This is a genomic window from Pseudomonas sp. WT-JTC, from assembly GCF_056711565.1.
The window spans coordinates 1835577-1856449 of the sequence record NZ_CM160042.1 but is presented as its reverse complement, the minus strand read 5'-3'; the positions used below and the strand labels follow the sequence as shown (position 1 = coordinate 1856449).

The 20873-nt window shown below is 60.4% G+C and carries 19 protein-coding genes; 15 read left to right on the top strand and 4 right to left on the bottom strand.

All coding sequences use genetic code 11. From position 1 onward, the window contains the following. Positions 1-15: 15 nt before the first annotated feature. Together AC06G5_RS08395 and AC06G5_RS08390 are read right to left on the bottom strand one after the other, a co-directional pair. Positions 16-1188, bottom strand: a complete 1173-nt coding sequence (locus AC06G5_RS08395) for a patatin-like phospholipase family protein (protein ID WP_413427815.1) — start codon at positions 1186-1188, stop codon at positions 16-18. Between the two features lie 133 nt (positions 1189-1321). Continuing rightward, positions 1322-2254 carry a lipid A biosynthesis lauroyl acyltransferase gene (locus AC06G5_RS08390; protein WP_480459238.1) on the bottom strand — a complete coding sequence of 311 codons (933 nt, stop codon included), beginning with the start codon at positions 2252-2254 and terminating at the stop codon, positions 1322-1324. A 118-nt stretch (positions 2255-2372) separates the two neighbouring features. On the opposite strand from AC06G5_RS08390, the gene minC reads away from it, so the two are divergent. From minC to AC06G5_RS08355, 7 genes are all read left to right on the top strand, one after another. Next, the gene (gene minC, locus AC06G5_RS08385) at positions 2373-3110 is read left to right on the top strand and encodes a septum site-determining protein MinC (RefSeq protein ID WP_111282831.1); all 738 of its coding nucleotides are present in this window, start codon (positions 2373-2375) and stop codon (positions 3108-3110) included. Positions 3111-3312: 202 nt separating this feature from the next. Continuing rightward, positions 3313-4125, top strand: a complete 813-nt coding sequence (gene minD / locus AC06G5_RS08380) for a septum site-determining protein MinD (RefSeq protein WP_007974946.1) — start codon at positions 3313-3315, stop codon at positions 4123-4125. A gap of 3 nt (positions 4126-4128) precedes the next feature. Further along, entirely contained in the window at positions 4129-4383 is a 255-nt protein-coding gene (gene minE / locus AC06G5_RS08375) for a cell division topological specificity factor MinE (protein ID WP_007974947.1), read from the top strand. Positions 4384-4474: 91 nt separating this feature from the next. After that, a complete protein-coding gene (locus tag AC06G5_RS08370) occupies positions 4475-5110 on the top strand; it encodes an RluA family pseudouridine synthase (RefSeq protein WP_413427813.1) in 636 nt (211 codons plus the stop codon). Positions 5111-5309: 199 nt separating this feature from the next. Beyond that, the gene (locus AC06G5_RS08365; protein WP_413427812.1) at positions 5310-6599 is read left to right on the top strand and encodes a M18 family aminopeptidase; all 1290 of its coding nucleotides are present in this window, start codon (positions 5310-5312) and stop codon (positions 6597-6599) included. 186 nt (positions 6600-6785) lie between these two features. After that, on the top strand, positions 6786-6962 hold the full coding sequence (locus AC06G5_RS08360; RefSeq protein ID WP_413427811.1) for a hypothetical protein: 177 nt from the start codon (positions 6786-6788) through the stop codon (positions 6960-6962). A 126-nt stretch (positions 6963-7088) separates the two neighbouring features. Next, positions 7089-9200: a mechanosensitive ion channel family protein gene (locus AC06G5_RS08355; protein ID WP_480459237.1), complete on the top strand. Its 2112-nt coding sequence runs from the start codon at positions 7089-7091 to the stop codon at positions 9198-9200. A gap of 12 nt (positions 9201-9212) precedes the next feature. Here AC06G5_RS08355 and AC06G5_RS08350 read toward each other — a convergent pair whose 3' ends face one another. After that, positions 9213-9926 (bottom strand): UTRA domain-containing protein, encoded by a 714-nt coding sequence (locus AC06G5_RS08350; RefSeq protein ID WP_413427809.1) that lies wholly within the window; start codon positions 9924-9926, stop codon positions 9213-9215. 363 nt (positions 9927-10289) lie between these two features. Between AC06G5_RS08350 and AC06G5_RS08345 the strand changes: the two genes are divergently transcribed. The 6 genes from AC06G5_RS08345 (at position 10290) to AC06G5_RS08320 (ending at position 15625) form a co-directional block, all read left to right on the top strand. Then, complete coding sequence (locus AC06G5_RS08345) at positions 10290-11354, top strand: ABC transporter substrate-binding protein (RefSeq protein ID WP_057399361.1); 1065 nt, start codon at positions 10290-10292, stop codon at positions 11352-11354. Between the two features lie 161 nt (positions 11355-11515). After that, entirely contained in the window at positions 11516-12322 is an 807-nt protein-coding gene (locus tag AC06G5_RS08340) for an alkaline phosphatase family protein (protein ID WP_413705406.1), read from the top strand. 5 nt (positions 12323-12327) lie between these two features. Further along, positions 12328-13164, top strand: a complete 837-nt coding sequence (locus AC06G5_RS08335) for an ABC transporter permease (protein ID WP_480459866.1) — start codon at positions 12328-12330, stop codon at positions 13162-13164. Beyond that, on the top strand, positions 13151-13951 hold the full coding sequence (locus tag AC06G5_RS08330) for an ABC transporter permease (RefSeq protein WP_413428335.1): 801 nt from the start codon (positions 13151-13153) through the stop codon (positions 13949-13951). Before AC06G5_RS08335 ends, AC06G5_RS08330 begins: the two co-directional genes overlap by 14 nt. Beyond that, positions 13948-14937 (top strand): ABC transporter ATP-binding protein, encoded by a 990-nt coding sequence (locus tag AC06G5_RS08325; protein ID WP_413705407.1) that lies wholly within the window; start codon positions 13948-13950, stop codon positions 14935-14937. Before AC06G5_RS08330 ends, AC06G5_RS08325 begins: the two co-directional genes overlap by 4 nt. A gap of 34 nt (positions 14938-14971) precedes the next feature. Next, entirely contained in the window at positions 14972-15625 is a 654-nt protein-coding gene (locus AC06G5_RS08320; RefSeq protein ID WP_413428337.1) for an HAD family hydrolase, read from the top strand. A gap of 117 nt (positions 15626-15742) precedes the next feature. Here AC06G5_RS08320 and AC06G5_RS08315 read toward each other — a convergent pair whose 3' ends face one another. Further along, positions 15743-16705 carry a zinc-binding dehydrogenase gene (locus AC06G5_RS08315; protein ID WP_480459236.1) on the bottom strand — a complete coding sequence of 321 codons (963 nt, stop codon included), beginning with the start codon at positions 16703-16705 and terminating at the stop codon, positions 15743-15745. Between the two features lie 138 nt (positions 16706-16843). Between AC06G5_RS08315 and AC06G5_RS08310 the strand changes: the two genes are divergently transcribed. Beyond that, complete coding sequence (locus tag AC06G5_RS08310; RefSeq protein WP_413428346.1) at positions 16844-18925, top strand: carboxy terminal-processing peptidase; 2082 nt, start codon at positions 16844-16846, stop codon at positions 18923-18925. A 145-nt stretch (positions 18926-19070) separates the two neighbouring features. Beyond that, on the top strand, positions 19071-20861 hold the full coding sequence (locus tag AC06G5_RS08305) for a bifunctional diguanylate cyclase/phosphodiesterase (RefSeq protein ID WP_413428339.1): 1791 nt from the start codon (positions 19071-19073) through the stop codon (positions 20859-20861). Positions 20862-20873: the final 12 nt, after the last annotated feature.

Below are 20873 nucleotides of genomic sequence, written 5' to 3'. Positions count from 1 at the left end.
GCCGCACCGCCGATCTCAAGCCGAAACCAAAGGCTCCACTATCCCCAGAAACCGGCACAACTCCCCGCGCTTGGCCAACGCATCCCGCCGCCCCAGTTCGATCAACTCGCTGCAATACCCCGCCTCGAACAGCAGGTAACTCAAAACCCCTGCCCCACTGGTCTTGGTCGCGCCCGGCCCGCGCAGGAACAGACGCAATGCAGGCGGCAATTCCTGGCGATGTCGCGCGGCAATTTCGTCGATCGGTTGGCTTGGTGAAATCACCAGCACGTCCACCGGCGCCACGCCCAAGGCGCGGGTCGGCGTACCGTCGGGCATCAGGTGGCTGAACTGGTTCAAGCGCTGCAGCAACTCGATGTCACTTTCCAGGCTATCAATGAACGTACTGTTGAGCATGTGCCCGCCGATCTGCGCCAGGGTGGGTTGTTGCCCGGTGTAAGCGCGTTGCAGTGGCTGCGCCGGATCAAAGCCACGCGGGTTGCCGCTGACGCCCACCACCAGTACGCGACTGGCGCCCAGGTGCAGCGCCGGACTGATCGGCGCCGACTGACGCACCGCGCCATCACCGAAGTACTCCTCGCCGATTTTCACCGGAGCGAACAGCAGTGGAATGGCCGAACTGGCGAGCAGGTGTTCGACGGACAATTGGGTGGGAACGCCGATGCGTCGATGGCGCAACCAGGCATCGATCTTGCCGCCGCCCTGATAGAAGGTGACTGCCTGACCGGACTCATAGCCGAACGCCGTGACCGCCACCGCATGCAATTGCTTCTGTGCGATCGCTTCGGCGATGCCGCCCATATGCAGCTTGTCGTTGAGCAGATGGCGCAGCGGAGAACTGTTGAGCAGCGCCACCGGCATGTGTTTACCGATGCCGAGCAAACTGTGGCTGACAAAGCGGCTGGCCTGGCGGATCACCCCGGGCCAGTCGCTGCGCAATACCCGATGACTGCGAAAACCCTGCCAGAAGGCCGTCAGGCGTTCGATGGCGTTACGAAAGTCCATCGCCCCACTGGCGAGGCTGACTGCGTTGATCGCGCCCGCCGAGGTGCCGACGATCACCGGAAACGGATTGCTCGCCCCCGGCGGCAGCAATTCGGCAATCGCCGCCAGCACGCCGACTTGATAGGCCGCCCGAGCCCCGCCGCCGGAAAGAATCAACCCTGTAACCGGTTCGCCTGGACTCATGCACAACTCTCCTTGGTGCCTGATGGGATTTCGTTGCTTCGACCTGTTCCCTTGCTCGCGATGGTTGTGAAAACGCCGCGGGGTGTCAGGTACCCCGCGTTATCGTTGGCCACCATCGCGAGCGAGCTCGCTCCTACACGCGTTTGGCGTACAGCTTCGGCTCGCCCGGTGGACGGCTCTTGAAGCGGCGGTGGGCCCACAGGTATTGCTCGGGATGCTCGCGCAGCACGCCTTCGATCCACTGATTGATGCGCAGGCAGTCGGCTTCTTCGGTTTCGCCGGGGAAGCCTTCGAGCGGCGCATGGATCACCAGGCGATACCCGCTGCCGTCCGCCAGGCGCTCCTGGGTGAACGGCACCACCAGCGCCTTGCCCAGCCGTGCAAATTTGCTGGTGGCGGTAACGGTCGCGGCCTGAATGCCGAACAGCGGCACGAAAATGCTTTGCTTGGCGCCGTAGTCCTGATCCGGTGCGTACCAGATCGCGCGGCCCGAGCGCAGCAATTTGAGCATGCCGCGCACGTCTTCGCGTTCCACCGCCAGCGAATCGAGGTTGTGCCGCTCGCGGCCCTGGCGCTGGATGTAGTCGAACAATGGATTCTTGTGTTCGCGGTACATGCCGTCGATGGTGTGTTGCTGGCCGAGCAGCGCCGCGCCGATTTCCAGAGTGGTGAAATGCAGGGCCATCAGGATCACGCCCTTGCCTTCGCGTTGGGCCTGCTGCAGATATTCCAGCCCTTCAACGTGAGCGAGAGTCGCCAGGCGCTTACGCGACCACCACCAGCTCATCGCCATCTCGAAAAAAGCGATGCCGGTGGAGGCGAAGTTTTCCTTGAGCAGGCGCTTGCGTTCGGCGGCGGTTTTTTCAGGAAAGCACAGTTCCAGGTTGCGCTGGGCAATGCGCCGTCTGTCGCCGGCCACGCGATACATCAATGCGCCCAGTACGCGACCGATCCACAGCAGTGCCGGATACGGCAACTGGACGATCAGCCACAACAGCCCCAGGCCACACCACAGCGGCCAGAAACGTGGAGATAGAAATGCTTTTCGAAAACGCGGGCGGTCCATTAATGCTTCCGGAATGACAATGGCCGCGCATTCTACATCGTTCGACCCGGCTTGCGGCCTGCGGGCGTTCTCGTTATAAGTCTCGGCACTTTTAGTGACAAGTCGTTGTATGCCGACCATGAGCCAAACCGAACCGCTAGACCAAGATCCCGTGTTCCAGTTGAAGGGCAGCATGCTGGCCATTACGGTGCTGGAACTGGCCCGTAACGACCTTGAAAGCCTTGATCGGCAACTGGCCGCCAAGGTCGCCCAGGCGCCCAACTTCTTCAGCAACGCGCCGCTGGTATTGGCCCTGGACAAACTCCCGGCCAACGAAGGCGCTGTCGATCTGCCGGGGCTGATGCGCGTCTGCCGCCAGCATGGCCTGCGTACCCTGGCGATCCGCGCCAGCCGTATCGAAGACATTGCCGCCGCCATCGCGGTCGACCTGCCGGTGCTGCCACCGTCCGGTGCCCGGGAGCGTCCACTGGACCTGAGCGAAGGCGAACCGAAGAAAAAACCGGAAAAACCGCCAGAGCCAACCATCAAGCCGACGAAAATCATCACCTCGCCGGTACGCGGTGGCCAGCAGATTTATGCCCAGGGCAGCGACCTGGTGGTAATTTCCTCGGTCAGCCCGGGGGCGGAACTTCTCGCCGATGGCAACATCCATGTATACGGCCCGATGCGCGGTCGCGTGTTGGCCGGCGTCAAGGGCGACACCAAGGCGCGGATTTTCTGTCAGCAAATGAGTGCTGAACTGATTTCCATCGCCGGGCATTACAAGGTTTCCGAAGATCTGCGCCGCGACCCGCTATGGGGTTCGGGTGTGCAGGTCAGCCTGTCCGGCGACGTGTTGAACATCATTCGGCTTTAACGGATACTGCCGCATTTTCCAAGCATCTCTAAAACGTAGCGAAAACGGCTCAAACGAAGTAGGAAAAAGGCCGAAAGCAGTGTTTACCGGGGGTAAACGCCGCTCAAAACCGGATTCCAGCCAAGGCTGTCCGACTGCAGTAGTTTTACAGGAGATGTTTTTCAGGGACTGAAAAGTCCTTTTTCCTTAGGGGTGAAACACCTTGGCCAAGATTCTCGTGGTTACATCCGGCAAGGGTGGTGTGGGTAAGACCACCACCAGCGCCGCTATCGGTACCGGCCTCGCTCTGCGCGGTCACAAAACAGTTATCGTCGACTTCGACGTGGGTTTGCGTAACCTCGACCTGATCATGGGTTGCGAGCGTCGTGTGGTTTACGACTTCGTCAACGTGGTCAACGGCGAAGCCAACCTGCAACAGGCCCTGATCAAAGACAAGCGCCTGGAAAACCTCTACGTGCTGGCCGCCAGCCAGACCCGCGACAAAGACGCGCTGACAGTCGAAGGCGTGGAAAAAGTCCTGATGCAACTCAAGGAAGACTTTGAGTTCGTGGTCTGCGACTCCCCGGCGGGCATCGAGAAAGGCGCCCACCTGGCCATGTACTTCGCCGATGAAGCGATCGTCGTGACCAACCCGGAAGTCTCCTCGGTACGAGATTCGGACCGCATGCTCGGCCTGCTGGCCAGCAAGTCCCGTCGTGCCGAACGCGGCGAAGACCCGATCAAGGAACACCTGCTGATTACCCGTTATCACCCGGAACGTGTGAGCAAAGGCGAAATGCTCGGCGTAGAAGACGTCAAGGAAATCCTTTCGGTGACCCTGCTCGGCGTGATCCCGGAATCCCAGGCGGTGCTCAAGGCATCCAACCAGGGTGTTCCGGTGATTCTCGACGACCAGAGCGATGCCGGCCAAGCCTACAGCGATACCGTTGACCGCCTGCTGGGCAAGACCGTGGATCATCGATTCCTCGATGTACAGAAGAAGGGATTCTTCGAGCGCCTGTTTGGAGGCAACTAAGCAATGAACCTTTTTGACTTCTTTCGTGCCAACAAAAAGCAAAGCACCGCGTCGGTAGCGAAAGAGCGTCTACAGATCATCGTGGCGCACGAACGCGGCCAACGCAGTACCCCGGACTACCTGCCGGCCTTGCAGAAGGAACTGGTCGAGGTGATCCGCAAGTACGTCAATATCGGGTCCGATGACGTGCATGTCGCACTGGAAAGCCAGGGCAGCTGCTCGATTCTGGAACTCAATATCACCCTGCCTGATCGCTGAGTCGATCCGGCTGGAGCCACGGCGGTTCAGACCCCACGCGCGACTGCGGGGGGCCTGAACCGCCGTTGGCGTTTGTTACGAGGCTGTTTTAATGCCGTTGTCCAACGTCCAAATCATCCATCAGGACGCCGCCGTACTGGTGGTGAACAAACCGACCCTGTTGCTCTCCGTCCCTGGCCGGGCCGATGACAACAAGGACTGCCTGATTACCCGCCTGCAAGAAAACGGCTACCCGGAAGCGCGGATCGTCCATCGGCTGGACTGGGAGACCTCGGGCATCATCCTGTTGGCCCGCGATCCGGACACCCATCGCGAGCTGTCCCGGCAATTTCACGACCGCGAAACCGAAAAGGCCTACACCGCCTTGTGCTGGGGTCAACCCGAACTGGACAGTGGCAGCATCGATTTGCCGCTGCGCTACGACCCGCCGACCAAGCCAAGGCATGTGGTCGATCACGAATTCGGCAAACATGCGCTGACCTTCTGGCGAGTGCTCGAACGTTGTGGCGACTGGTGTCGCGTCGAGCTGACACCGATCACCGGCCGCTCCCACCAGTTACGCGTGCACATGCTCTCCATTGGTCATCCGCTGCTGGGTGACGGGCTGTATGCCCATGAGCAGGCGCTGGCGGCCTGGCCGCGCCTGTGCCTGCACGCGAGCATGCTCACGTTCACCCATCCCCAGACCGGCGAACGCCTGCGCTTCGAGTGCCCGGCACCGTTCTGAAACTGTGGGAGCGGGCTTGCTCGCGAATACGGTGTGTCATTCAACGATGTATTGACTGACCCGACGCCTTCGCGAGCAAGCCCGCTCCCACAAGGGATCTCCTCCAGATTCGATTTCGGTGACCAGCCCCACCATCAGTGCGGCGCCATTTACCAAGCCAATACGTTAAACTGGCGCCATTGCTGTCTGGAGCTACTTTATGCGCGAAGAGTTGAACCAAGGCCTGATCGATTTTCTCAAGGCCTCCCCTACCCCGTTCCATGCCACCGCCAGCCTTGTAAAGCGCCTGGAAGCGGCGGGCTATCAGCGCCTCGACGAACGCGAGCCGTGGAATACCGAAGCCAACGGTCGCTACTACGTCACCCGCAACGACTCTTCGATTGTCGCAATCAAGATGGGCCGCCACTCGCCCCTGCACGGCGGCATTCGCCTGGTCGGCGCCCATACCGACAGCCCGTGCCTGCGGGTCAAGCCGCAACCGGAACTGCAACGCCAGGGCTTCTGGCAATTGGGCGTCGAAGTGTATGGCGGTGCGCTGCTGGCACCGTGGTTCGACCGCGACCTGTCGCTGGCGGGCCGCGTAACCTTCCGGCGTGATGGCAAGGTCGAGAGCCAGTTGATCGACTTCGAGGCTCCGATCGCGATCATTCCGAACCTGGCGATTCACCTAAACCGCGAAGCCAACATGGGCTGGGCAATCAACGCCCAGACCGAACTGCCGCCGATCCTCGCGCAATTTGCCGGTGACGAGCGCGTGGACTTCCGCGCGGTACTCACCGACCAACTCGCCCGTGAACACGGCTTGAACGCGGACGTGGTGCTCGATTACGAGCTGAGCTTCTACGATACCCAAAGCGCTGCGGTCATTGGCTTGCATGGCGACTTCATCGCCGGCGCGCGCCTGGACAACCTGCTGTCGTGCTACGCCGGCCTGCAAGCGCTGCTGACCACCAACACCGACGAAACCTGCGTGCTGGTCTGCAACGATCACGAAGAAGTGGGTTCCTGCTCGGCCTGCGGCGCCGATGGCCCGATGCTTGAGCAAACCTTGCGTCGCCTGCTGCCCGAAGGTGATGAGTTCGTACGCACCATTCAGAAATCCCTGCTGGTTTCGGCCGACAACGCCCACGGCGTGCACCCGAACTACGCCGATAAACACGATGCCAACCACGGCCCGAAACTCAACGCCGGCCCGGTGATCAAGGTCAACAGCAACCAGCGCTACGCCACCAACAGCGAAACCGCCGGGTTCTTCCGTCACCTGTGCATGGCTGAAGAAGTGCCGGTGCAAAGCTTCGTGGTGCGCAGCGACATGGGCTGCGGTTCGACCATCGGCCCGATCACCGCCAGCCACCTGGGTGTGCGCACTGTGGACATCGGCCTGCCGACGTTCGCCATGCACTCGATCCGCGAACTGTGCGGCAGCCATGACTTGGCGCACCTGGTCAAGGTGCTGAGCGCGTTCTACGCCTGCCGCGATTTGCCGTAAACCCCGCAATACCCTGTAGGAGCGAGCTTGCTCGCGATGGACGTGAACGATTACGCGTGCTTTCTGGATAAACGCAGCGCCTTGAAGTCCATCGCGAGCAAGCTCGCTCCTACAGACAGACGGACAGGCAACACCGCGCAAAAAAGCTGCCTAGACTCCCAGTATCCCTTCGACAAGGCTGTCACCATGATTTCGATGTCCACCTTTCACGCCATGCTCATCCCGATTCTTGCCGGGATGCTGATGCTCGCCGTCGGCTTCAACTTTCGCGACAAGAATGCCGGTGTGTTTGTCATGTGGATCGGCATGCTGACCATTCTCGCGACCGTGGTGATCAAGATCCTCGCCAAACTCAACGAATAATTCATCGCCCTTGGCTCGCATTGATTTTGACGCGCTCGTACACTCGGTCGATCCGCCCCTTGCGAGGTTGACCGCCTAGTGTTCGCTCGTCTTTTTGCCCTCCCGTGTATTTTCCTTGCCTGCCTGATGACGCTGCTGTCAGTGGCGCCCGCCCAGGCGGCCGGCTTGCCAAGCCTGCTCACCAGCCAGGCCAAGACCCAGCCCGAGGCACAGGAGCCGTTGGGGCAATCCCTGGACGAAGTGATCAAGTCGCTGGAGAACGATCAGCAACGTACCAAGCTGCTGGCCGACCTGAAAAAGCTCCGTGACGCCACCAAAAAGGCCCAGCCGATTACCGAAGAAGGCGTGCTGGGCCTGATCGGCGGAACCTTGACCAATATCGAGAAGAAGTTTACCGGCGACGACAGTCCGCTCACGCGCTGGTCCAGTGAGTTCGATCAGGCCAGGGAAGAACTGGTGGCGCTGGCGTTGCCGGCCAACGAATGGCTGCCCATGCTGTTTGCCTTCGCCATGATCCTGGTGGTCTGGAGCCTGCTGGCCGCCGCCCTGATCTGGATCAGCCACCGCGTGCGGATGCGCTTCGGCCTGCCTGAAGAACTGCCGCAACACCCCCGGGCCCTCGACATGCTGCGCTTCGCCTTGCGCAAACTCGGGCCATGGCTGATCGCCCTGGTGATCACCGTCTACATGAGCTACGCCTTGCCCTCGTCCCTGGGCAAAAGCCTGGCCATGGTACTGGCCTATGCACTGGTGGTCGGCACCTGCTTCTCGGCCATCTGCGTGATTGCCTTTTCCCTGCTCGACGGCCCGCACCGCCACCGCGCTCTGTACATCCTGCGGCACCAGGCGTTTCGGCCACTGTGGCTGATCGGCAGCTTTGCCGCGTTTGGTGAAGCGCTGAGCGATCCGCAACTGGTCGATAGCCTCGGCAGCCATCTGGCCCATACCGCCGCGACTGTCGCCAATGTCCTGGCAGCGCTTTCCACGGGGCGGTTCATCCTGCGCTTCCGCCGGCCGATCGCCCACCTGATCCGCAACCAGCCGCTGTCCCGACGCCTGACCCGACGCGCCCTCAACGACACCCTGTCGATTCTCGGCACCTTCTGGTACGTGCCGGCGCTGGTGCTGGTGGCTATCTCGCTGTTCGCGACATTCATTTCCGCCGGCGACACCAGCACCGCTCTGCGCCAGTCACTGATCTGCACGGTTTTGCTGGTGTTGTGCATGGTCATCAACGGCCTGGTACGCCGCCATGCCCTCAAACCGCAGCGCGGCATCCGGCGCTACGCGGTGTATTCGGAGCGGCTGAAAAACTTCTTCTACACCATCGTCCACCTGTTGGTGTGGCTGGCTTTTATCGAACTCGGCCTGCGGGTCTGGGGCATGTCGTTGATCCGCTTTACCGAAGGCGACGGCCACGAAGTCAGCGTCAAGCTGTTCAGCCTCGCCGGTACACTGCTGTTCGCCTGGCTGATCTGGATTCTCAGCGACACCGCCGTGCATCACGCGTTGACCCGCTCGCGCAAAGGCCTGGCCAATGCCCGCGCGCAGACGATGATGCCGCTGATTCGCAACGTGCTGTTCGTGGCCATTTTCATCGTCGCGCTGATCGTCGCCCTGGCGAACATGGGCATGAACGTCACGCCACTGCTGGCCGGTGCCGGCGTGATCGGCCTGGCCATCGGCTTTGGTGCGCAGTCGCTGGTAGCCGACCTGATTACCGGGTTGTTCATCATCATCGAAGACTCCCTGGCCATCGACGACTACGTGGATGTCGGCGGCCACCTCGGCACGGTTGAAGGCCTGACCATCCGTACCGTGCGCCTGCGGGACATCGATGGCATCGTCCACACCATTCCGTTCAGTGAAATCAAAAGCATCAAGAACTACTCCCGGGAATTCGGCTACGCGATCTTCCGGGTCGCAGTGCCGGCCAGCATGGACATCGACAACGCAATCAAACTGATGCGCGAAGTCGGCCAGAAAATGCGCACCGACCCGCTGCAACGGCGCAATATCTGGTCGCCACTGGAGTTTCAGGGAGTGGAAAGCTTCGAATCGGGCAACGCGATCCTCCGCGCCCGCTTCAAGACCGCGCCAATCAAGCAGTGGGAAGTGTCGCGAGCGTTCAACCTGTCGCTCAAGCGGCACATGGATGAAGCCGGACTGGATCTGGCGACACCGCGGATGAGCATTCAGGTGATTACCGCGGGTGGTGCGCCAGAACAGTCCGTGTAGGTGGGTCGGACGTTAGACCACATCCACCCCGACATGAATCGCATCATGCCGCCAGAACTCCAGGTCGCAGTCGATCAAGCGTTCATGCTGGTCATAGTTGACCCGGGCAATCTGCAAGCCCGGGCTGCCCGCCGACACCTTCAACGCCGCCGCCGCGTCCACCGACAAGGCCGTGGGTACAATCTCGAAACGCACCCGCCCGTAGTGCAAATCGTAATGCCGCGCATACAACTCGGTGATTGACTGATTCAAATCGAAATCGAGGATCCCGGGAAAATACTGCGGGTTCAGATAGTGCTCCACATACAGCACCAGTCGCCCGTCGATCCGCCGTGAGCGGCAGATCTGGATCACGCTCGACAGCGCCGGCAATTGCAACCAGGCGCAGACCGCTGCCGATGCTGGTTGCAAGCGCGCCGAAATCACTTCGGTGGACGGCACCCGCCCCTGGGCGCTGACCATCGCGTGAAAGTGGCTGCGCTGCATCAGGTTGTACGCCAAGCGTGGCGGCGAGACGAACCAGCCGCGGCGCTCCTCGCGGTAGATCTGCCCTTGTGACTCCAACTGCAACAACGCCTCACGCAAAGTGATCCGCGTGGTGCCGAACAATTCACTGAGCTTGCGCTCGGCCGGCAATTTGCTGCCGGGAGTCAACAGTCCATGGTCGATCTGCTCCTGAAGCACCTGACCGATGGCTGTTACCGCTTTTGTTGCCTCGTCACGCATCAACGTTTCCTATCTGGACTAGACCAGCACCAATTCGGGGCAGAACCGCAGCGTAATCCGGCTCGTTCAATAGCTTGCAAGCGTAGGCAGTGCAGATGACCGAGATGTGACAAAGCTGCCCAACGGTCGCCATTCGCTGGCTGCAAGAACCTGCAATTCATCGGCCAAGTCCCTTGCCAGCCGGGGCCTTGACCATGGTCTACGCTTAGCAGGCCACTGGCGATACCGTCGAACAAATAGTCATCCAGGGCGACGAACGACATCAAAGTGTCATCCAGCCCCCTTAAATTGGCTCAGGTATTGCTGACCTAGACCAACACAAACCGCAATCGCAGCGTTGAACACGACCCAAGGAGCTTCGGAATGAAACAGTTTTTCCTGGCATCACTGTTAGGCTCGACCATTGCAATGTGCACCGCCGCCATGGCGGCTGATGATTTGAAAACCCTGGAAGCCGCTGCGAAAGCGGAAGGCGCCGTCAACAGCGTCGGCATGCCCGATGACTGGGCCAACTGGAAAGGCACCTGGGAAGACCTGGCCAAGACGTACGGCCTGAAACACATCGATACCGACATGAGCTCGGCCCAGGAGATCGCCAAGTTCGCCGCTGAAAAAGACAACGCCAGCGCCGACATCGGCGACGTCGGTGCAGCGTTCGGCCCGATCGCGGTCAAGCAGAACGTTACCCAACCCTACAAGCCATCCACCTGGGACCAGGTGCCGACCTGGGCTAAAGACAAGGATGGCCACTGGGCCCTGGCCTACACCGGCACCATCGCTTTCATCGTCAACAAGAAACTGCTGCACGGCTCGGAAGCCCCAACCAAGTGGGCTGACCTCAAGGGCGGCAAATACAAGGTGTCCATCGGTGACGTGAGCACCGCAGCCCAGGCCGCCAACGGCGTACTGGCCGCTGCACTGGCCAACGGTGGCGACGAGAAGAACCTGAAGCCTGCATTGGAGCTGTTCGCCGACATCGCCAAGCAAGGGCGTCTGTCGATGGCCAACCCGACCATTGCCACCATGGAAAAGGGCGAGATCGAAGTCGGCGTGGTCTGGGACTTCAACGGCTTGAGCTACAAGGCCAAGATGGCCAACCCGGATGACTACGTGGTGCTGATCCCGTCCGACGGTTCGGTGATTTCCGGCTACACCACCATCATCAACAAGTACGCGAAGAACCCGAACGCCGCCAAGCTGGCCCGCGAGTACATCTTCAGCGATGCCGGCCAAATCAACCTGGCCAAGGGCAATGCCCGTCCGATCCGTGCCGAGCACCTGACCCTGCCAGCCGAAGTGCAGGCCAAGCTGCTGCCGAACGAGCAGTACAAGAAGGTCACGCCGATCAAGGACGCGGATGCGTGGGAGAAGACTTCCAAGGCCCTGCCTCAGAAGTGGAATGAAGAAGTCATCGTCGAAATGAAGTAATGCTGTAGATCCCTGTGGGAGCGGGCTTGCTCGCGAAAGCGGCGTGTCAGTCGACATCAATGTTGAATGATCGACCGCTTTCGCGAGCAAGCCCGCTCCCACAAAGGGATTGAGTTGGACCCGAAATTTCCGAATTCCTGTTTCACGGAGTTTTTGCCCCTATGAAACACAACGTCATCCTTGTCGTGCTCGACGGCCTCAATTACGAAGTCGCGCGCCACGCCATGGGGCACCTGCAGGCTTACGTCGGCGCCGGACGCGCCGCACTCTATAAACTGGAGTGCGAGTTGCCCGCCCTGTCCCGCCCGCTGTACGAATGCATCCTGACGGGCGTTGCGCCCATCGACAGCGGCATCGTCCACAACAACGTCTCGCGCCTGTCCAACCAGCGCAGCATCTATCACTACGCCACCGACGCCGGCCTTGTGACTGCCGCGGCGGCTTATCACTGGGTCAGCGAGCTGTACAACCGTTCGCCCTTCGTGGCGGCCCGGGATCGCCACACCGACGACCCGGAACTGCCGATCCAGCACGGGCATTTCTACTGGAACGACCACTACCCCGACTCGCACCTGTTCGCCGACGCCGAAAGCCTGCGCCAGCGCCATTCGCCGAACTTTCTGTTGATCCACCCGATGAACATCGACGACGCCGGGCACAAGCACGGCCTCGACACCCCGCAGTACCGCAACAGCGCCCGCTCGGCCGACATCATCCTGGCCGACTACCTGCAAGGCTGGCTCGATGCCGGTTATCAGGTGCTGGTCACCGCCGACCACGGCATGAACAACGACCGCTCCCATAACGGCCTGCTGCCCGAAGAGCGCGAAGTACCGCTGTTCGTGCTCGGCGATGCGTTCAGTTTCAACGCCAAAGCCACGCCAAAACAGACCGAAATCTGCGGCACCGTGTGCGAACTGCTGGGCGTGCCCCACGACAAACCCGTGTGCCGGGAGCTGCTCAAGTGACCTCCATGACGCGCGGCAAATGGCTGGCTGCCTTGTGCCTGGTGCCCTTCGCCCTGTTCTTCATCGTGTTCGAAATCGCCCCGCTGGTGTGGGTGATGATCAATAGCCTGGAATCGGAAGAGTTCGGTTGGGGCCTGGCCAACTTCACCAGGATATTCAATTCGAAGTTCTATATGCAGGCGATCCAGTACAGCCTCGAGATCAGCTTCTGGTCGAGCGTATTCGGGATCATCATCGCCGTGCTCGGGGCCTACTCCTTGCGCCGGGTCGACTCGAGACTGCGCAATTTCGTCAACGCCTTCGCCAACATGACCAGCAACTTCGCCGGCGTGCCCCTGGCTTTTGCGTTCATCATCCTGCTGGGTTTCAACGGCACCTTCACCATCATGCTCAAACAGGCCGGCATCATTCAGGACTTCAACCTGTATTCGAAAACCGGGGTGATCATTCTCTACACCTACTTCCAGATTCCCCTTGGCGTGCTGCTGCTCTACCCGGCCTTCGACGCCTTGCGCGAAGACTGGCGCGAGTCCGCCGCGCTGCTCGGCGCGAACGGCTGGCAGTTTTGGCGCCACATCGGCCTGCCGGTGCTGACCCCGGCACTGCTTGGCACCTTCGTGATCCTGTTGGCCAATGCCCTCGGCGCCTACGCCACGGTGTACGCCCTGACCACCGGCAACTTCAACGTGATGCCAATCCGCATCGCGGCGATGGTGTCCGGTGACATTTCCCTGGACCCGAACCTGGCCAGCGCCCTGGCCGTGGTGCTGGTGGCCTTGATGACCCTGGTGACCATCGTGCATCAGCTGCTGTTGAAGAGGAGCTACCATGACTCGCGCTGAATTGGGCCCCATCGGTATCTACCACCGGGTAGTGGTCTACCTGCTGTTCGCCATTCTGTTGTTGCCTCTGCTCGGCACCTTTATCTATTCGATTTCCAGCAGTTGGTCGGCCACCATCCTGCCCAGCGGTTTCAGCATCAAATGGTACGTGCATCTGTGGAGCGATCCGCGCTTCCTGCAAGCGTTCGGGCAATCGCTGCTGGTTTGCGTTGGTTCATTGATTCTTTCGGTGGTGCTGATTCTGCCGTTGCTGTTCGTGGTGCATTACCACTTCCCGAAACTCGATGCGCTGATGAATATCCTGATCCTGCTGCCCTTCGCCGTGCCGCCGGTGGTGTCGTCGGTGGGGCTGTTGCAGCTCTACGGTTCCGGGCCGTTCGCCATGGTCGGCACGCCGTGGATCCTGATCGGTTGCTACTTCACCGTGGCGCTGCCGTTCATGTATCGGGCGATCACCAACAACCTGCAGGCGATCAACCTGCGCGACCTGATGGACGCCGCCCAACTGCTCGGCGCCAGCACTTTTCAGGCGGCGCTCCTGGTGGTGCTGCCGAACCTGCGCAAGGGCCTGATGGTGGCGTTACTGCTGTCGTTCTCGTTCCTGTTCGGTGAGTTCGTGTTCGCCAACATCCTCGTCGGCACCCGTTACGAAACCTTGCAGGTCTATCTCAACAACATGCGCAACAGCAGCGGCCACTTCACCAGTGCGCTGGTGATTTCCTACTTCTTTTTCGTGCTGGTTCTGACCTGGGCGGCCAATATCTTGAACAAGGACAAAAGCGAATGAGCTATGTCAGCGTCCAACATCTGCAAAAGAATTACGCGGGCACCACAGTGTTCAGCGACATCAATTGCGAAATTCAAAAGGGCGAGTTCGTCACCTTGCTCGGCCCGTCGGGTTGCGGCAAATCCACGCTGCTGCGTTGCATCGCCGGCCTGACCTCGGTGGATGGCGGCAAGATCCTGCTCGATGGTGTCGATATCGTGCCGTTAAGCCCGCAGAAGCGCGGGATCGGCATGGTGTTCCAGAGTTATGCGCTGTTCCCCAACATGACTGTCGAGCAGAACGTCGCCTTCGGTTTGCGCATGCAGAAGGTCAACGCCGACGATAGCCAGAAGCGCGTCGCCGAAGTGCTGAGACTGGTGGAGCTAAATGATTTTGCCGCCCGCTATCCGCATCAGTTGTCCGGCGGCCAATGCCAGCGTGTCGCCCTCGCCCGCTCACTGGTGACCCGACCACGGCTGTTGTTGCTGGACGAACCGCTGTCGGCCCTCGATGCGCGTATCCGCAAGCACCTGCGCGAACAGATCCGTCAGATCCAGCGCGAACTGGGCCTGACCACGATATTCGTCACACACGATCAGGAAGAAGCCCTGACCATGTCTGACCGGATTTTCCTGATGAATCAGGGAAAAATCGTACAAAGCGGCGACGCCGAAACCCTCTATACCGCTCCGGTGGATGTGTTCGCCGCCGGTTTTATCGGCAACTACAACCTGCTGGACGCCGACAGCGCGACGAAACTGCTGCAGCGCCCGGTCAATCATCGGATTGCGATTCGCCCGGAAGCCATCGAACTGAGCCTCAATGGCGAACTGGACGCACAGGTACGCAGCCACAGCCTGCTGGGCAACGTGATTCGCTACCGGATCGAAGCCCGGGGCGTGGAGTTGGTGGTGGATGTGCTCAACCGTTCGGCCTCCGATCTGCACCCCGATGGTCAGCGCCTGGCACTTTCCATCGATCCGACGGCCCTGTGTGAGGTAGCCTGATGCCTTTGCTTATCCTGAAGAGAGAACTGCACTGATGGCCCTGGCAATTTTTGATCTGGACGAAACCCTGATCCACGGCGACTGCGCCTCACTGTGGAGCGAGCAAATGGTCCGCCTCGGCTGGGTCGACAGCGAATCCTTCCTGCGTCGTGACAAGGAGTTGATGGATGCCTACGGCCGGGGCCACCTGGCGATGGAGGACTACATGGCTTTCAGCCTGGAACCCTTGATCGGCCGCACGCCCGAAGAAGTCGAGCATCTGGTCGGCCCCTGGGTGGAAGACTTCATCGAACCGATCATCTTCAGCGACGCCACCAAAGCCATCGCCGCCCATCGCAAGGCCGGCGACCGCATCCTGGTGATCTCGGCCTCGGGGGTACATCTGGTCAAGCCGATTGCCGAGCGCCTGGGCATCGACGAGATTCTCGGCATTGAGCTGGAAGTGGCACACGGTGCTTATACCGGCAACACCGTCGGCACCCTGACCTACCGCGAAGGCAAGATCACCCGCTTGCTGGAATGGCTGGATGCGGAAGAGGAAAACCTCGAAGGCGCGAGTTTCTATTCCGACTCGCGCAACGACCTGCCGCTATTGCTGAAGGTGGATTTCCCCCACGTGGTCAACCCGGATCCGGTGCTGCGCGAGCAGGCCGAAAAAGCCGGCTGGCCGATTCATGACTGGAAATAACAGATAACCCTGTAGGAGCGAGCTCGCTCGCGATGGTCGTGAACGATAACGCGTGCTACCTGATAACCAGCGTCGCCTTCAAGTTCATCGCGAGCAAGCTCGCTCCTACAACAGATATCAGGTGAGGCTTTCGTCAATCACCAGCACCACCTTCCCCGCCACGGTATTACTCGCCAATTCGGCAAACGCCGCCTCGGCTTCCTTGATCGGGAAGGCCCTGGCCAGTTGCGGGCTCAAGCGCCCCTCGGCAAACAACGGCCACACATGCAGGCTCAGGTCGCGGAACAGATCGGCCTTGAATTGATCATCACGGCTGCGCAACGTCGAACCCAGCAACTGCACGCGCTTGGCCAGCACCTGGGCCAGATCCAGTTTGGCCTCGCGCCCGCCCATCAAACCGATCAAAACCCAACGGCCATCCTGCGCGAGCAGCTTGAGGTTCAACGCCGCATAATTACCGCCCACCGGGTCGAGAATCACGTCGAACGGCCCCAGGTCCCGCAGGCTCTCCAGATCATCGTTACGCACCACGCCGCCCTGGGCGCCGAGCGCTTCGCAATACGCCAGTCGCTCGGTGGAGCCGACGCTGACCCAACACGGGTTACCGAAGGCCTTGCACAGCTGAATGGCCGCTGAACCAATTCCACTTGCCCCGGCATGCAGAAGAACTTTCTGACCCGGCTTGAGCGCCGCCAGTTGAAACAGATTCAGCCAGACTGTTGCATAGACTTCGGGCAATGCCGCCGCTTCGACCAGTGACATTCCGTCGGGAACCGGCAATACATGCCGCCCGTCGACAACCACCTCTTCGGCCATCCCGCCCCCGGCCAGCAAGGCGCAAACCCGATCGCCCACCTGCCAGGAAGACCCGGCGCCGACCTCGCTGATCACGCCGGAGCACTCTAGACCGAGCACCTGGCTGGCCCCTGGCGGTGGCGGATAAAGGCCGGCCTTCTGCAACAAATCGGCGCGATTGAGGCCCGATGCCGCCACTCGAATACGAACTTGTCCTACATCGCACGCAGGACTGGGCTCATCAACCCATACCACTTGACCGTCAACGCCTTGCAATGCTTTCACAGTGCCTCCATAGTGAGTCTGGACTGAGCCCGAAGCTGTAGCGCCGGGCTTTTTGCATTATGCGACCGGCTCCCAGAGAACCGGCGACTTCAAAGACGGCCTAATATGCGTTATCAATTGTCCCCGCGTCGAATCAGCATGAAGCATCTGTTCCCCAGCACTGCCCTCGCCTTGTTCATCGGTATCGGCTTGCTGCCGATGTCGAGCAATACATTCGCAGCCAATAGCTGGGACAAGCTTCAACCCGATCGTGACGAAGTGATCGCCAGTCTGAACGTCGTGGAGTTGCTCAAGCGCCACCACTACAGCAAGCCGCCACTCGATGACGCACGCTCGGTGATCATCTACGACAGCTACCTCAAGCTGCTGGATCCGTCGCGCAGCTACTTCATGGCCAGCGACATTGCCGAATTCGACAAGTGGAAGACCCAGTTCGACGACTTCCTCAAGAGCGGCGACCTGAACGCCGGGTTCACCATCTACAAGCGCTACCTGGACCGCGTAAAGGCGCGTCTGGACTTCGCCCTTGCCGAGCTGGACAAAGGCGTCGACAAGATAGACTTCACCACCAAGGAAACCTTGCTGATCGACCGCAAGGACGCCCCTTGGCTCAAATCCACCGCAGAACTCGACGACCTGTGGCGCAAACGCGTCAAGGATGAAGTACTGCGGATGAAGATCGCCGGCAAAGAGCCCAAGCAGATCCAGGAAACCCTGACCAAGCGCTACAAGAACCAGTTGGCACGCCTGGACCAGACCCGCGCGGAAGATATCTTCCAGGCGTACATCAACACCTTCGCCATGTCCTACGACCCGCACACCAACTATCTGTCGCCGGATAACGCGGAGAACTTCGACATCAACATGAGCCTGTCCCTGGAGGGCATCGGCGCCGTGTTGCAGAGCGATAACGACCAGGTGAAAGTCGTGCGCCTGGTGCCGGCAGGTCCGGCGGACAAGACCAAGCAGGTTGCACCGGCCGACAAGATCATCGGCGTGGCCCAGGGCAACAAGGAAATGGTCGACGTGGTGGGCTGGCGTCTGGACGAAGTAGTCAAGCTGATTCGCGGTCCGAAGGGCACCGTGGTGCGCCTGGAAGTCATCCCGGCCAGCAATGCGCCGAACGACCAGACCAGCAAGATCGTGCCGATCACCCGTGAAGCGGTGAAGCTCGAAGACCAGGCCGTGAAGAAATCGGTGCTGAACCTGAAACAGGACGGCAAGGACTACAAGCTCGGCATCATCGAAATCCCGGCGTTCTATCTGGACTTCAAGGCCTTCCGTGCCGGCGACCCGGATTACAAGAGCACCACCCGCGACGTCAAGAAACTGCTGACCGAGTTGCAGAAAGACAAAGTCGACGGCGTGGTCATCGACCTGCGTAACAACGGCGGCGGTTCCTTGCAAGAGGCCACCGAGCTGACCAGCCTGTTCATCGACAAAGGCCCAACCGTGCTCGTGCGCAACGCCGATGGCCGCGTCGATGTCCTGGAAGATGAAAACCCGGGTGCGTTCTACAAAGGCCCGATGGCGTTGCTGGTCAACCGCCTGTCCGCCTCGGCTTCGGAGATTTTTGCCGGTGCCATGCAGGACTACCACCGCGCACTGATCATCGGCGGCCAGACCTTCGGCAAAGGCACCGTGCAGACCATTCAGCCGCTCAACCATGGCGAACTGAAACTGACCCTGGCCAAGTTCTACCGGGTTTCCGGGCAGAGCACCCAGCATCAGGGCGTCTTGCCGGACATCGATTACCCGTCGATCATCGACACCAAGGAAATCGGTGAAAGCGCCCTGCCGGAAGCCATGCCGTGGGACACCATCAAGGCTGCGATCAAGCCTGCCGTGGATCCGTTCAAGCCGTACATTTCGCAGCTCAAGTCTGAGCATGACGTGCGCACTGCCAAGGATGCGGAGTTCGTGTTCATCCGCGACAAGCTGGCCCTGGCGCAGAAACTGATGACCGAAAAAACCGTCAGCCTCAATGAAGCCGAGCGGCGCGCCCAGCACGCCGACATCGAAGCCAAACAGCTGACCATGGAAAACATCCGTCGCAAGGCCAAGGGCGAAGAACCGCTCAAAGAGCTGAAGAAAGAAGACGAGGACGCCATTGCGGCCGAGGATGCCAAGACCAAACCGGAAGACGATGCCTACCTGAGCGAAACCGGGCGGATTCTGCTGGATTACCTGAAACTCAATACGGCAGTGGCCAAGCACTGAGTTTTTACAAACAATGATGGCAATTTAATGCTGACGCTCCCCGGAGCGTCATTAAACAGTCATTATTCTGTCGTGAAATAAAGGACCGGGCGTGCACTTTTTACCAAGGGCACGCCCGGTCCTTTTTTTATCGCCAGAGATCGCCATGACCACAACCGAACAGCTGAGTGCATTGAGCTCGATCCTGACTCAAAGCGGTTTGCACAGCCTGTTCCAGCCGATCATCAGCCTCTCTGAACGGCGCATTCTCGGTTACGAAGCCCTCAGTCGCGGCCCCTCCAACAGCCCTCTGCACTCCCCTGTCGCCCTGTTCGCCGTCGCCCGCCAGGCCGGACGCCTGAGCGAGCTGGAAATCACCTGCCGCGAAAACGCTTGCCGACGCTTCAATGAACAACAACTGCCTGGCCTGTTGTTCCTTAACGTCTCTCCGGAATCCCTGCTCGAAGCGGCGCATCAACCGGGGCGTACCCTGCAATTGCTGCAGGACTTCGGCATTCCGCCGAGTCAGGTGGTCATCGAGCTCACGGAACAGACGCCGGCGGATGATTTCCAGTTGCTGCAAACCGCCCTGCATCACTATCGGGCGATGGGCTTTTCGATTGCGCTGGATGATCTGGGCGCGGGCTATTCGAGTTTGCGGCTGTGGTCCGAGCTACGGCCGGACTACGTGAAAATCGACCGGCATTTCATCGATGGCATTCATCAGGATGCGCTCAAGCGCGAATTCGTCGGCTCGATCCTGCAAATCGCCAAGGCCTCGCGGGCGCAAGTCATCGCCGAAGGTATCGAGCTACCCGAAGAGCTCACGGTGCTGACCGAAATGGGCGTGGACCTGGTGCAGGGCTACCTGCTCTGCCGCCCCCAGGAACACCCGCCGCGGGATGCCCGGGCATTGATGCCCCGACAGGACAGCACCGCCGTGGTCCTGAGCGAAGACGGCAGCGACCTCAGCGCCCTGCTCAACGAGCAACCCGCAATGGACCGGGACACCCCGACCGCCACGGTGCTCGAAGCCTTTCGCCGCCAGGCCAACCTGAACTCGCTGGCCGTCTTGGATGAACAGGGTCAGCCCTGCGGCATTGTCCATCGTCATTCGCTCTCCGACGTCCTGCTCAAGCCCTTTGCCACCGACCTGTTCGCCCGCAAGCCCATCAGCCGCCTGATGAGCGATGACTTCCTCGCCGTCGAGCTGAGCCAGTCGTTGCAACAAGTCAGCCGCCTGATCACCAGCCGTGCCCGCCAGCGTATCGAAGAGGATTTCATCATCACCCTCAATGGTGGCTATCTCGGGCTGGGCCGCGTAATAGACGTGCTCAAACTGATCACCGAACTGAAGATCCAACAGGCCCGCTACGCCAACCCGCTGACCTTGCTACCGGGCAACGTACCGATCCAGCAATGCCTGACGCGGCTGCTGCAACAGCAACGGGAATCGGTGATCTGCTACGTGGACATCGATAGCTTCAAACCCTTCAACGACATCTACGGCTATGGCCGCGGTGACGAAGTCCTGCTGTGCCTGGCGCAATGCCTGATCGACCGCGTCGACCCCTCCCGCGACTTTGTCGGCCACATCGGCGGTGACGATTTCCTGTTGGTGCTTGGCCCGGAAGACTGGCGCAAACGTTTGAACCAGTTGCTCGACGACTTCCAGAGCCAATGCCGGCGCTTCTACCGCAGCGAGCACCTGGAGGCCGGCTGCTTCATCGCACCGAATCGCCAGGGCGTGCGGCAGGAGTTTGCGCTGTTGTCGCTGTCGATAGGGGTGGTGCACCTTCATCCACAGGCCTGTGCACAACTCGATGCGAGCCAGTTGGCGGAGATGGCTTCGCAGGCCAAGCACCATGCGAAGAATGTGCAGGGGTACAGCGTGCATGTGATTGACAGTCTGGCGCAGCGGATGTCGGATGGGGAGTTGTTCGTGGGGCAGCGGTGATTGAACTGAGGC